Source organism: Candidatus Enterococcus wittei, assembly GCF_002140175.1.
GTDB lineage: Bacteria > Bacillota > Bacilli > Lactobacillales > Enterococcaceae > Enterococcus_B > Enterococcus_B wittei.
On the sequence record NZ_NGMO01000005.1, the window covers coordinates 230,527 to 243,989 of the forward strand.

11 protein-coding genes are annotated in these 13,463 nt (G+C 35.2%); 3 read left to right on the top strand and 8 right to left on the bottom strand.

Annotated features, from left to right (window positions below):
• Nucleotides 1-314: FAD-dependent oxidoreductase (locus A5844_RS13465; RefSeq protein WP_179190607.1), on the bottom strand; the 314-nt coding region annotated here is incomplete at its 3' end.
• Between the two features lie 314 nt (nucleotides 315-628).
• Between A5844_RS13465 and pplA the strand changes: the two genes are divergently transcribed.
• The 3 genes from pplA to menA all read left to right on the top strand — a co-directional run bounded on the left by pplA (nucleotide 629) and on the right by menA (nucleotide 3,959).
• Nucleotides 629-1,567: an extracellular electron transfer flavoprotein PplA gene (gene pplA, locus A5844_RS13470; protein WP_086285678.1), complete on the top strand. Its 939-nt coding sequence runs from the start codon at nucleotides 629-631 to the stop codon at nucleotides 1,565-1,567.
• A gap of 322 nt (nucleotides 1,568-1,889) precedes the next feature.
• Nucleotides 1,890-2,993: an FAD:protein FMN transferase gene (locus A5844_RS13475; RefSeq protein ID WP_086285679.1), complete on the top strand. Its 1,104-nt coding sequence runs from the start codon at nucleotides 1,890-1,892 to the stop codon at nucleotides 2,991-2,993.
• Nucleotides 2,994-3,005: 12 nt separating this feature from the next.
• The gene (gene menA, locus A5844_RS13480; RefSeq protein WP_086285680.1) at nucleotides 3,006-3,959 is read left to right on the top strand and encodes a 1,4-dihydroxy-2-naphthoate polyprenyltransferase; all 954 of its coding nucleotides are present in this window, start codon (nucleotides 3,006-3,008) and stop codon (nucleotides 3,957-3,959) included.
• Nucleotides 3,960-4,093: 134 nt separating this feature from the next.
• On the opposite strand, the gene A5844_RS14030 is transcribed toward menA, so the two are convergent.
• The 7 genes from A5844_RS14030 to A5844_RS13515 form a co-directional block, all read right to left on the bottom strand.
• A complete protein-coding gene (locus A5844_RS14030) occupies nucleotides 4,094-4,843 on the bottom strand; it encodes a hypothetical protein (protein WP_136382519.1) in 750 nt (249 codons plus the stop codon).
• A 2-nt stretch (nucleotides 4,844-4,845) separates the two neighbouring features.
• Nucleotides 4,846-5,775 carry a hypothetical protein gene (locus tag A5844_RS13490; protein ID WP_086285681.1) on the bottom strand — a complete coding sequence of 310 codons (930 nt, stop codon included), beginning with the start codon at nucleotides 5,773-5,775 and terminating at the stop codon, nucleotides 4,846-4,848.
• Nucleotides 5,776-5,844: 69 nt separating this feature from the next.
• Nucleotides 5,845-8,925, bottom strand: a complete 3,081-nt coding sequence (locus A5844_RS13495; protein ID WP_256924562.1) for a lysozyme family protein — start codon at nucleotides 8,923-8,925, stop codon at nucleotides 5,845-5,847.
• A gap of 30 nt (nucleotides 8,926-8,955) precedes the next feature.
• Nucleotides 8,956-11,295 carry a VirB4-like conjugal transfer ATPase, CD1110 family gene (locus A5844_RS13500; RefSeq protein WP_086285682.1) on the bottom strand — a complete coding sequence of 780 codons (2,340 nt, stop codon included), beginning with the start codon at nucleotides 11,293-11,295 and terminating at the stop codon, nucleotides 8,956-8,958.
• A complete protein-coding gene (locus tag A5844_RS13505) occupies nucleotides 11,292-11,636 on the bottom strand; it encodes a PrgI family protein (protein WP_086285683.1) in 345 nt (114 codons plus the stop codon). The genes A5844_RS13500 and A5844_RS13505 overlap by 4 nt, the downstream gene beginning before the upstream one ends.
• 9 nt (nucleotides 11,637-11,645) lie before the next feature.
• A complete protein-coding gene (locus A5844_RS13510; RefSeq protein WP_086285684.1) occupies nucleotides 11,646-12,470 on the bottom strand; it encodes a VirB6/TrbL-like conjugal transfer protein, CD1112 family in 825 nt (274 codons plus the stop codon).
• 53 nt (nucleotides 12,471-12,523) lie between these two features.
• Nucleotides 12,524-12,751, bottom strand: coding sequence for a hypothetical protein (locus A5844_RS13515; protein WP_164498423.1), 228 nt, complete (start codon nucleotides 12,749-12,751; stop codon nucleotides 12,524-12,526).
• Nucleotides 12,752-13,463: the final 712 nt, after the last annotated feature.

Consider the following 13,463-nt stretch of genomic DNA (forward strand, 5'->3'; position numbering starts at 1 on the left):
ATTAGTTGATCAAAAGGATAAGCGCCTAATTTTGTTTGGACGATCTTTTTATCTTTGTCAATCCCGATCACTGTATCTGTTACTAAATCAACGTTTTTTTGTCGTGCAAATAAACGTTGTAAATCATACTGGATTGCTTCAGGTTCGACACGCCCTCCAGCTACTTCGTGAAGTTCTGTCATCATTGTGTGATAAGAATGACGATCGATCAATGTGATCGTAACATCTTCCTTTTTAAGTTTTTTTGCTAAATGTTTCGTTGCTGAAACACCAGCATATCCCGCACCCACAACGACAATATTTTGCTTTGCCATTGAATAATCGCTCCTTATTTTATCTATAATTAAATCATTAATTACATCAATTGAAATCGTTTTTTATGTTTGATAATTATTACACAATCTTCATACATTATATAGATATTCCATACATTTGTCTAACACCTTTTTATGTTTTTTTTATTACAAAATTAAAAGTACCTTTTCCAAGAAAATTCCAGAAAGAAAACGTTTAAAAATAACTATAGTTATTTTTCATAAAAATTATTGACTTATCATTATAATCTATTAGAATGTATAATGAATCACAAACTATTTGTGGGATAAAAAAGAAACGGTGGGGTTAATAAATGAAGAAAAATCGCTTTATTACAGGAGTTGCTGTGTTAGCATTCTCAACATTAATGTTAGGAGCTTGTGGATCAGATAACAAAGATAGTGCAAACAGTTCTTCTTCTGAAGCTTCAAGTGCACAATCTTCTACAGCGGAAAGCAAAACAACAGAATCTTCCAAAGAAGTTGTAGCTGGAGGAAAACTGCAAGATGGCACATACAAACTAGAGGAAAAGAACTACTCTAATGGTTACCGTGCAGTATTTGAAATGATCGTAAAAGATGGCAAAATCACTGAATCAAACTTTGACTATGTCAATGAAGATGGCAAATCAAAAACGGAAGATGCAGACTATAACAAAAACATGGAAGCAAAATCTGGCACAAGCCCAGAAAAATTCATTCCAGAATTAAATGAACAATTCGTAACTGTACAAAATGCAGGGGATGTGGAAGTTGTTACAGGTGCTACTCACTCTTCAGAAAGCTTCCAAAACTACGCACAACAATTGATCCAAGCAGCCCAAGCAGGAAACACAGAAACGATTGAAATCAACAATGGTGGCGATTTACAAGACGGCACATATAAATTAGAAGAAAAAAATTATTCAAATGGTTACCGTGTTCAATTTGAATTAACTGTTGCTGATGGTAAAATCACTGCATCTAACTTTGATTACATTGATGCTGATGGCAAATCAAAACAAGATGATACACAATACAATGAAAATATGAAAGCTAAGAGCGGAACAGAGCCTAAAACATACATTCCAGAATTAAATGATGAGCTAGTACGTGTAATGAGCGAAGACGATGCTTCACCAGCGGATGTAGAAGTTGTAACAGGTGCTACACACAGCTCTCACTCCTTCATCATGTACGCACAACAACTTGTGAATGCAGCTGAAAATGGCAATACAGAAACAATCGAAGTAGATAATATCGTAACAAAATAATGATGATAATAAATTGATGACATCATTCGTTTCCCTATCTTTAAAACGGGATGAATCACGTCTTGCTATTTACTCCATTTAATAAGTCGGAGGATCACGAGAAATAGGAAATCTATTTTCGGATTCTTCGGCTTATTTCTTAAGAAAAAATCCAAGATTTCCCTCTTTTCTTCTATATAATTTTTTATAAATCTAAAAAACTAGTTGAAATAATGAGAAAGTGTATTAAAATACAAAGCATGAACGCGCTTTTCTATTTTGTGAAATAACGCTTAACTATAATAGTAGATTCTAAATAAACAGAAACGAAATGAGGAAATACATGTTAAAGAAACGATTACTTCCAATCATGTGTTTGTTATGCATATTGACCTTTGCTGGTTGTGGTGTAAGTACAAACACTGAAGAAGCAAATACAAAAGATACTACGACCTCCTTGCTTACTGATCCTTATTCAGATGAGCAATTCTTATTGGGTACTTATGTACGTATAAGAGTATACGATAAAGACAAGGAAGAAGCATTAAAACCTGCTTTCGATCGTGTGAAAGAACTAGGTGATAAGATTACTATCAATCAATCTGGTTCAGAAATTGATGAAATAAATCAGCAAGCTGGAATCAAACCAGTGAAAGTTTCTGATGACGTTTATACATTACTAAAAAAAGCCTATGAGTATAGTGAAGACTCACATGGTGGGTTTGATATGGCGATTGGGCCAATCACTCAATTATGGCGAATCGGCTTTGATGATGCCCGTAAACCATTACAAGAAGAAATCGATAAAGCCCTTCAATTGGTTGATTACCATAAAGTGGAATTAAATGATGAAGAAAAAACCGTTTATCTACAAGAAAAAGGCATGATCATTGATCTTGGAGCGATTGCCAAAGGCTACATTACAGATGAAGTCGTCAAAGTTCTAAAAGAACAAGGAGTAACTACTGCGATTGTTGACCTAGGAGGAAATGTTTACGTACTTGGACATAGCCCAAAAGGTGAAGATCAAGACTGGACTGTTGGGATCCAAGACCCAAACCTTGCTCGCGGCTCTGTCTTAGGTTCAATTAAAGAGCGTAATAAAACCTTAGTGACTTCTGGGATCTATGAACGCTATCTAGAAGTTGACGGTGTGAAATACCATCATTTATTTAATCCTAAAACTGGTTATCCTTTTGATAACGATATCGCAGGAGTTACGATCATCACAGACCAATCTATTGATGGCGATGGATTGTCAACAGCCATATTTGCAATGGGCGTGAAAGACGGACTAGCGTATATCGAAGATAAGTTGAATGACGGTACCGAAGCTATCTTTGTAACGAAGGAGGATAAAGTCTACGTGACCGACCCAATTAAAGATACCTTCAAACTTTCAGAAGACTCTAAATACACTATGGGTGATCGTTCGGAATTGAAATAAGGAGAAAATAAGATGACGCTAAAAATCTTTTTAGAAGTAGTTGAACTACGAACAAAAGTAGCTAGTGTATTTCCTTTTGCGATAGGGGTATTATTCTCTATCGCTTTTTTTCACGAGATACAATGGCTCAATACATTATTGTTTTTTATTGGGATGATCATTTTTGATTTGGCCACGACTGCCATCAATAATTATATGGATTATAAAAAGGCTCACTCAGCTGTCTATAAATATGAAGAAAATGTCATCGGACGTACAGGAATCTCACCGATACTTGTTCGAAATATGATCCTCGGCATGATATTCTTCGTTTTTATTATAGGGGTGATCCTGACCTTAAATACCGGATGGCTTTTATTACTGATGGGCATGGCCTGTTGCTTTATTGGCATTTTTTATACATTTGGCCCAATACCGTTGTCTCGCATGCCTTTAGGAGAGATTTTCAGTGGTGTAACGATGGGATTAGGTATTTTTACGATGGTCATTTATATCAATACACAACAAGGAGAACTTTTTGATTTACAGCTTTCATTAGCCACTGGTATGTTTAATTTTAGTGGGAATATCTGGGCTTTAGCATCCGTTATACTGGCTGCTTTACCCTTGGTATTTACAATTGCGAATATTATGTTAGCAAATAATCTAAGAGATTTAGATCGTGATATCGAAAATCATCGGTATACACTTGTTTTTTATATTGGACGTCCTGCTGGTATCATTTTATTTCAACTTTTGATGTATATTTGTTATTTGATCATTTTGATTGGCTTATTCATCGGTATCTTTCAATGGCCAATTTTATTCACTTGGGTATCACTGCCAAAAATCTATCAGAATATACAAAAATTCAAAGAAGCTTTACCACAACCTGTTAGCTTTAGTTATTCAATCAAAAATATGATTTTATTTAACAGTAGCTACGCATTAGGGCTATTATTGACCATCCTCGTAGGCTTTCTTTAGTCCAATAAGCTTGGTAAAAGCGAAACTTCAATAAATGAATAAAAAAAATAAGCCGTGGAATCTTGAAAATAGGTACACTAATTTCGGATTCCTCAGCTTATTTTTTTGGGTTTTATAAAAATCGCCCAAATATTCTATTTGACAAATCCTGGATTGGTTATATCTTTGACAGGATTCGGCACACTTGCTCTTGCATTGTTAAGTATGTTAGCTCTTAGAGTAGCAGATTGTTTTAAAAAATCGAGCTTAGGTAATCCTAGATCCATACTTGCACTTCTTTTTAATGGTGAAGGACCACTCATATTTTTAGCAGCTGACATACCTCTGTCTAAACTTAGACTTCTTTTTAATGGCATTTGTCCATTTCTATTTAGTGAGACTTTTGATGAAATAGACGATCTCCTTTGTGTTGGGGTCATATGCCCTTGCTCGCCAGTCTCAGGGTTTCTAGTAATTGCCGTTTTTAAACTATTTGTCTGATTTTTGTTTTTGATTTTGTTTTTTTCTTTATTTTTATCTTTATTTTTGATTTTGTTTTTTTCTTTATTTTTATCTTTGGTTTTGCTTTTTTCTTCGTTTTTTTCTTTTATTTTATCTTTGTTTTTGTCTCTCTCTATGTCTTTATTTTTATCTTTTTCTCTTTTTATATCTTTCTTTTTTTCTTTGTCTTTTTCTTTGTCTTTTTCTCTGTCTTTATCCTTACTTTGTTCTTGTTCTTCCTTTTGATTCCCAGTTATTTTTTTCCCAACTGTTTTGCCGAGATCAATTACTTTATCTCCAGTCCATACAGTAGCTTTCCATGCAAAAACAGGAGCGTTAGTTGCTAACCACATGAATATCCTCTCAAGATGGGATACTTCTGGGTCTTTATCCGGTTGCATCATTATCAGTTCACCTCTTTCTCTGTTATAGTAACTTTATTGCCTTCTTCATCAGTTGTCTCTCGTGTTTTTGTTGTATCTGAACGTGTCGTTCCATCTTGTGTCAATTCGACCTCTTCATAGTTCTTTTCAAAATATGTATTCCATACAAAACTACCTGCGGTCCCAATCAATTTATATTTTGAGCCTTCTTCGACAATTCTAAAAGTAATCTCTTGTTGGACATCTGATTCATCGATTCGACTCACAACAAACGAAGCACCGTCTTGCTCCGTAGAAACGGAAATAATTCGATAGGTAAACTTTCTTTCCTCATCCTTTTTGTCATTTTCGATTTTCTTTTGCGTATATTCATCTTCCCTAAATGATAATGTAAACGTGCGTTTATCATTTTCATCTTTCCAAGTACCTTGTTGTAAGATATCCATCCACTTTTGAGTCACTGCTTTTTCCGCAGCTTCAACTTGTTCGGTTAACTCTGCTTCCAACTTATCTCTGATTTCCTCCGTTGGATATAAATAAATTTCCTCCTTCCCTTCTTTCAGATAAAAAATAGTACTTCCTCGTCTCGTTTGAAGGCTGAATTCTTTGGTCTCTTCTTTCTTATTTTCAAGTACCAATTTACCACCTTCTATTAGATAGTATTTACCTGGACCAAACCAATCAGTTGATGCTCGATAGGTTCCATCTTTATTTAATTCAATCTTTAAATCATCTGAACGGTTAGAATACCAAGTACCACTATAGATAGTTGCGCTGTAGTGACCTTTCACCTCCTCTACTTGCGGCTGTTTTTCATTTTTTTCCGTTGCATCCGTCCCGTTGTCCGTTGTTAAAACCGCGTAAACAATTAGACCAAAAACAGCAACAAGAAAAATTCCTAATCCTGCGGCGATTTTTCTGCCACTTTTTGTCTCTAAAAAATTCTTAATCATAGTTACACCTTTCTAACCAATAAAATGAAACTTATTTTTTTGTATTAACTACTTCAAAACATTTAAAACTTAAGGAATTCCGTACCCAGAAATAACATTACTTGTGAGTGAATAAGTCTTTCTTCTTACAAGATTATTCGAGTTCCCTTCAATGACTTGAACGATATTTCCATCAGCGTATTCTACGATGCCGACATGGTCTTTTCCAGTTTTTCCACCTGCCCAATCAAAAAAGACAATATCACCAGATTGAGGGGTGTACTCTTCCTCTGGCCCTTTAAATTTTTCTTCTTCTTTGAACCAGTTAAACATATTTAAAACACTTGGCGTTTGTAATACTCTTCCTTGATCTAGGTAGCCTGCCTCATTAGCGACCCAAGAAACAAACACGGCTGACCATTCCATACGATTCTCAAAACCTGCCCAACGCCAATATTTTTCTCCATTGGCATTTCCTAACTCTTTGATAGCAATCTCAGCTAATTTACCAGTATCTCCAGAAATATTGCGCGTGACCATTGGCGCATAGAACATGTTTCCAAAATTATAGCGCCACGTATAGCCCAAAGTCAGTGCTACAGAATGATTAAAAGGTACGGTTTGGGAGTTGCTTTTTTCTTGAGCATAATATTTGCTGTTTTCAAATGTATGAGGAGCATTTCGTTTGATCAAGTCATCCAAGTAAGCTTCCCCATAATTATAAGCTTGAACAGCCGCTAAAGGACTGATCGTATTTTTTTCCGCTTTCTTCAATAAATCAGCAAATTGTGCAACACCTAGTTCAATTGATTGCTCTGGTGTTGTTACCGTAATGGGTTTATCCACAGCATTTTTAACATTCATGATATCTTTTGTCAGTTCTTGATCGCCACCAGATTCCACCCAAATCATTGATAAAACTGCATTTGTATAGCTAGAAATATCTTGCTTTTTGGTTTCTTCTACTACTTTCTCTCGCCATTGCATCACTTTTTCAGGTGGATTGATCAATTCTCCCCGCAATCCACCACCATTGCGTAAATAAGCCAGATTGGTATCATTGGCAAAGACTAACTTATCAATATAAATTGCTGGATAAACATTCGGATCTTTATGCCAGAAGCGGTATTCTTTCATCGCAAGCAATAAATTACCATCAAACTGATCTTTGGTATAACCAATCAGATCTCCTTCTTTCAGGTCTGTACCTGGTCGGACGACCGGATCAACATTGACATAATAAGCGTAGTAATCACCAGTATCTGTTTCAATAGCTGTTGTTGTTGGGACTGAACCATCCGTATGTCCTGCCCTGTACTCATAATCGATATCATCCACTTCTTCTGTAGTAGTAGCATAAACTGGTGTTCCCGGCTCTGCCTCTAATGCGATTTGGTAATGCTCAACTGACTCATCACGTCTACGATAACCAAAATTATCAACCACAGTAGCATAGTTTTTTTTACCAAACGGATTTCTCATAAATATTTTGTCCTCAAATCGTTCGAGTTCCATAATTGGATAGTATTTATCCACTTCTTCATCATCGAAAGCAAGGACACTTCCGTAGTGTTTATTCAAGGAATAAACATCCACTTCAGGTTTTGTATCAAACATTTCACCGATTGTCTTGACATTTACTTCAACGGTTGCTACTGTTTTCTTCTCTGTTTTAATCTCTGTTTTTTCTTCCCCAGTTTCCTTATCCACAGTTACCGTAACTGTTTCAATTTCTTTGTCTTTTTCAATTTTTGTCCTGTAATTGTAAATCATATCGTGGACCGCGTGGATTTCATCTTTTACTTTATAGACCTTGATTGGTTCAGAAGTCGTAGGATGTGGTGCATCTTGAAATACAGCATACGTTGAATTACGCATCGACCATGGAATCCATACTCCTGTTTTATCTGCAATTCTTTTACGATAGGTTGCAATAGCTGTATTTGTAATATCATAATCTTCATATTTTGCATTCAAATAATACAGATAGTTATCACCATTTGATGCAAACATAAATTTTTCAGGATCTGACTGAATACCATTTACTTCAAAGTATACGATCTCGTTAGTTTTATCTGCCACTAATTGCTGATAACGGTCATAAACGTCTTTGTTTTTATGCGTATCCAACCATGTAATATACATATAAGCTTCCGTCATTGCCATAGCTTCTGTTTTTATAACAAAGAGACTAGCAATAAACATCCAAACTGTAATAAAAATCGCAACAATCGTTGCTACTATCGCCATAATGACAATCACAATCAAGAAAGTAATCAACATCGGTACAAGTAAAATGACAGCTAAAATAAACCCAATAAAGTTAAGGTTTCCATCACTATCTGTTCCAATCTTATCAATAATCATTTCCTTAAAATAGTTTTTAAACTGATTTTTTGGTTTAATCTCCTTTTTCAAGGAATCTTGGACCTTTTGACGCATATTTTTAACACCATAAGACTTCTTCTTACCTGCTTGGCGCGTATGCTTTTGCTTTTCTCGTTCTCGTCTCTTGGTTCCTGAAACTTGCATCGACTGATGTTTATTTTTTTTATTTTGAACACCAGTCGTTTGTCGATCACTTGCTGAACCTTGCTTTGTCAGTTTTTGAGATGGAGCTTTTTTATATTCATACCCTTTATGCGTATAGCGTATACTATCCCGATCTTTTTTCTTTTGTTCCCGAATCATTTCTCTGCGTTGCTTTTGCTGGATGATCATTTGGGTATTCGATTTATTCGTCCCAGACGTTATTTGTTTAACAGATCGATGATAATTGTTGCTTCTTTGAGTACTCGACTGGTTCATATTTGTCGCTGAGTGTCGAGTACTCTGTTGTCGATTCTTTCTTAAATTATCTCTCATACTCCTTCTGTTGCGATTTTGTTGGATCGATTTCTGAGAAGAAGCTCTTGAAGATAACGTTTGCCTCTCTTGTTTTGATTTTTTTCGTTGGTCGTTGAGAATCTTTCGATGCTGCTGAGAACGTGTTCGGATAGGCGATGCCATCTTTCCTTTACGCAGTAGAGCTTGCAAATACCTCACACTTTTTTTACTAACTTTAGCTGACTGACTCTTTTCTCTTTGCAACACCATCTTTTTACTTTTTGTAGTGGTTGTAGAGACATTTCCACTGGCTCTATCTTTGCTTAAGATTTTTGCATCAGGCACTTTTTCTTTCCTTCCTCTTCACCGTTGTTTTTAAGCCTCTCCAGGTTTCGTTGACATCATTTTGTAGAGTTTCGTATCTTTAGGGAAATGATCGTAAAATGGCAATGTCGTATCCCCAAATACCATCAGACCATACCCTTCAGGTGAATTTACGACAAATTTTTCTTGTTCCTCTGAAATATCAAACAAATGAACTAATTGTGTCCGGTCTGATTTTGCTTGATTGAGCATCATGATAAAATCACTATTTGAGAGCATTCGACGAGCTAAATCAGAAAGAAGTAATGTTTCTACGTTCTGTGTGATTCCTGTTGGGATAGCTCCCCATTTTCTAGCACGACTCCATAGTTCGAAGAAATAATTTTCAGAGTATTCATTTGTAAATAAAAGCTGCATCTCATCAATGTATAACCAAGTACGTACTCCACGCTCTCTATTCGTCGTGATCCGATTCCATACTTGATCTAACACAATCAACATTCCCATCGTTTTCAACTGTTTCCCTAAATCCTTAATATCATAGATGACTAGGCGTTTCGTAATATCCACATTGGTGGCAGCTGAAAAGACCGATAAACTTCCCTCGATATAGATTTCCAGATCCATTACTAACTGTTTGGCTTCTTCTTCTTCTTGTTCTTTTAAAATATTATAAAAGTCAATAAACGTCGGTGTCCGATCATTTAATGTTTCATAGGTTCTACGACACACACGGTCAATCAATGTTTTTTGTGTAGAAGTCAAGCCTAGCGCTCCACCGATGATCAAATCAAACAAAGAAATCAAAAATTCTGATTTTAAGACGACTGGGTCGGTATCATCTCCATAGTTCTCATTGATGTCCATAGGATTGATCGTTGTGGGTGAATCACTGGATATCTTGATAATCTCTCCATTAAAATTTTGACCAATGACAGAATACTCTCGCTCTGGGTCAATGATGATTACTTCATCTTCTGCATCTCGTAATAAAACATTGACGATTTCACGTTTGACAGAGAAACTTTTCCCTGAACCAGGTGTTCCTAAAACAAAACCATTGGGCGCTTTTAACAATTTTCGGTCTAATGACAGAATATTTTTAGAAATAGCATTGACTCCATAATATTTTCCATTTTCCTGAATCAGATCAGAGATTGTAAAAGGAATAAAAATCGCTGTACTAGCTGTTGAAAGCGTTCGTTCCAAGGGAATGCTGTTGATCCCCAAAGGCAGTGTCGCATTTAATCCGTTTTCCTGCATAAATTCTAAGTCAATAATCCCGAAACCAAAACGTCGTCCAACAGAATTGACTTCATCATGGATTTCAGCTAATTCACTAGTCGTTTCTGCGTGAAAATGAATAGACCCTGTGAGTGCATATAATTTTTGCCCTTTATTTTGAAGATCATCAACAAGGCTTTTCGCTTCATTCAACGAATAAGTTAAATCATAGGAAAGCATCTCGAAATCATAGCCGTTTTGTAGGGCTTTCTTTTGTTCATCGACTTTTTGTTGTTCCATAAATGCCAACTTAGTTTTTACTAAATCAAATGCTTCATCTTGCTCCAAAGGTTCAATATGTAAAGAAATGGTAAGTTCTCTTGGAATTTCCAACATTTCAAAGATAAAGGTATCAGCTAACTCGGAAGGATAATCTTTTATGTAAACTGTTTTTTTATAGTGCTCATCCACTTTGAGATAGTTTTTATTTTCCTTTACTTCAATGATCTCTGGAAGAACTTCTTCCACTGTCATTTTTTGTTGGTTAGTTTCAGTTAATAAAATTTCTGACAAAATCGTTAACATCTGTGCCTTACTAATTCTTTTCGTCAAAGTATTCAATCGATTCGCAAATAATTCGAACCGATCGGCAACCATCTCCAGTTCTTTTTCTGCGATTTCTAGTTTGGGATGTTTTTGGATAAACGTGAAGAGGATCATCTTTTTATACCCATTTTTTTCCTCATCTAGTTTTCGAGAGATGACATCATTCATCTCGGCTCTATACGGATCTAGAAAATCATTTTTTTCTTTGTAATAAAGAACCGATTGCAAATCGGCAAGCGGTCTTTTCTTTTTATATACAGTTAGCTGTAGTTTTGTTTTACTACTTAGTGAGTTCAAAAAATCACAATATTGTGCGAAAACTTCAATTTGACTATCTTCAGAGGATAGTTGATAGTTGATATCCTTTAGTTCCATCGTCAATGAATACGTAAATTCATCAATTTGACAAACGCCACTAGGATGGATTTCCTGAAAGTGGAAAGTTTCTCGAAATTCATCGGTAGATTCTTTCTTTTTTTTCTCTTTATTTTTTGAATCACTATGAAACATTTCATCATTCTTTGACTTTTTTAGTAACTTTAATTGCTTTAACTTCATCATTCTTCTTGTCCACCTAGATCTTCAATTTCATTTTTATGTTTTGTTTTTTTCGTTCGTACCCCAGGTGAGAAATGGTATTTGAAGAAATGCTTTAGATAGACTTCAAACGTCAATCCGTGTCGCTTAAACCAGCCAAAAGACACAATCGGAATTGATGTGATAATCATTAACCAACTGGTGATTACCATTGGGATTTTTAGCCAACCGATAAAGATCAGACTAATCACGATGTTGACACTTGCAGCAATCGATAAACAAAGTAACTGCTTTAAGTTCATACCTGCAATGATTTTTTCTTTGTACTCCTTGATATCTTTTGGTACTTTTACTTCAACTGCCATAATTCCTCCTTACGATGCAGACAACAATGATTTTGCCCATCCTTTTGTTTTAGTAATAGAAAGCAACAATGCTAACATATAAACGGTCATTCCTAAAATAAGCCCCCACATATCCCAACCCACTTCATCTAAGATTTTTTTGAATATCGTTGGATAAATGACAAGTACGAGGGCGATAAACGTACCTTGTAAGCCAATTGCTGCAAAGTTCTTGAAAAAGCCTTTGCTCATAGCGGAAAATTCTTGGCTCGGTAAAGCCCCCATCGGGATCGGTGCCATGGCGCAGAAAATATACAGTTCCAAGAAACGTAAATAAATAGTTACTTGAATAATCACTCGTACAACAAGTGCCACCAGGAACATGATACACATAATCAATAAAACAACTAATTGTTCCCACCAGCTGAGATCGCTAACTGCTTTTTCAACTACTGATTGTAAATTCTCAATTATCTCTTTGCTTCCTAGTTCCATAACCCTAGTTGCTAAATGACTACTAATTATTACGATGCCATTCAATATGTCTTGGATTCGCAAAATAACGATATAACAAATGACAAATTTGATAAAAGCTTTAATGATCATCTCAAACCCCAACATTGGAGCTCCGCCAGCCCCCTCAACCTTCATAGAAATTTTTTGGAATTCTAAAAGGACGAAAATTGCTAAGATGGATAAAGCAAGTGGGCCAACTACATGTACTTGTAGTTTTCCCACTAAATCATATGCGTCATATATGGCTTCCTGGAGGTTCTGCCCTAATAAGTTTTGTAGATCTTGTCCATTCAGATACGTCATGATCTGATTGAAAATACTCATAATTGCACTTTCCATAATTTATCCTCCGACTTGCCACCTTCTATGTATTCTTATATGTATTACCCTACTCATGGCATTAAGCTACTTACATCAAATGACGATCCAAACCATCCTGCTGCGACTAAAATCAATCCACCACCAACAATCTGCCAAATGCCTTGTTGCAACTGAGGTCCATTTTTATCCTTCAAAGCACCAGCTAAAATAATGGTTCCCCAAATCAACCATAGCCCTCCACCGATAAGTGTAAACTGTGAAACCAACTTGAAAACTTGTTCTAGTAATTTTGCATCCATAATGTGATAATCTCCTTTTTACTATTTATTTTTATTTAATTCTAAATAAAGTATATGCGAATTTCTCCGTATTGTTTCGCCAGTTATTTCCTTCTTTAGAAATTTTAGTCGCTCTAATAGATGAACAATGAATGAAACTAAGATTAGAAAGGTTTTTTTCGCTTATTGTATATATATGGTCAAGCAAATCCTTTCATACAATGAACAATAAACATTCTTTTACTTGTTATGTTATTGCATTCTATATGTTGAATAGGAGTTGAATTCAGCTATAAATAAACATTTTTCTGCTTTTCGAAAAAAATACTTCAAAACTCCTTTTTTAACTTTGCATCTTTTCGTCAAACAAAATGAAAAACCGAGAATCATAGAAATCAATGGAGTCTCTAATAAAAACACTCTATATCTGTTCGAATAGACGATGAGTTCATCTTTATCATCTGTAAATATATATAAAATAAGTTATTTTATTTATTTGATAAATTGGGATATATTTAGATTAATAGCTATAATCATATCCCTTTAACGAAAGGTTCATATCGTTTGGATTTTTATAATAACGATGTTAAGATTTAAAAGGGAAGGGAACTATTAAATAACGATATATGAAAATTATAAAAAATAAGGAGGAGTGTAAAAGTTTACAAAACAATAGCGTTCAAAAAAACCAAAATCAATGAAATAAGGAAACAACTTGAGTAAGCGAATAGGA

What these genes read in the sequence shown, in the direction of transcription:
- pplA (WP_086285678.1), top strand. Translation starts at nt 629, where the DNA reads ATGAAGAAAAATCGCTTTATTACAGGAGTTGCTGTGTTAGCATTCTCA.
- A5844_RS13475 (WP_086285679.1), top strand. Translation starts at nt 1,890, where the DNA reads ATGTTAAAGAAACGATTACTTCCAATCATGTGTTTGTTATGCATATTG.
- menA (WP_086285680.1), top strand. Translation starts at nt 3,006, where the DNA reads ATGACGCTAAAAATCTTTTTAGAAGTAGTTGAACTACGAACAAAAGTA.
- A5844_RS14030 (WP_136382519.1), bottom strand. Translation starts at nt 4,843, where the DNA reads ATGATGCAACCGGATAAAGACCCAGAAGTATCCCATCTTGAGAGGATA.
- A5844_RS13490 (WP_086285681.1), bottom strand. Translation starts at nt 5,775, where the DNA reads ATGATTAAGAATTTTTTAGAGACAAAAAGTGGCAGAAAAATCGCCGCA.
- A5844_RS13500 (WP_086285682.1), bottom strand. Translation starts at nt 11,295, where the DNA reads ATGATGAAGTTAAAGCAATTAAAGTTACTAAAAAAGTCAAAGAATGAT.
- A5844_RS13505 (WP_086285683.1), bottom strand. Translation starts at nt 11,636, where the DNA reads ATGGCAGTTGAAGTAAAAGTACCAAAAGATATCAAGGAGTACAAAGAA.
- A5844_RS13510 (WP_086285684.1), bottom strand. Translation starts at nt 12,470, where the DNA reads ATGGAAAGTGCAATTATGAGTATTTTCAATCAGATCATGACGTATCTG.
- A5844_RS13515 (WP_164498423.1), bottom strand. Translation starts at nt 12,751, where the DNA reads ATGGATGCAAAATTACTAGAACAAGTTTTCAAGTTGGTTTCACAGTTT.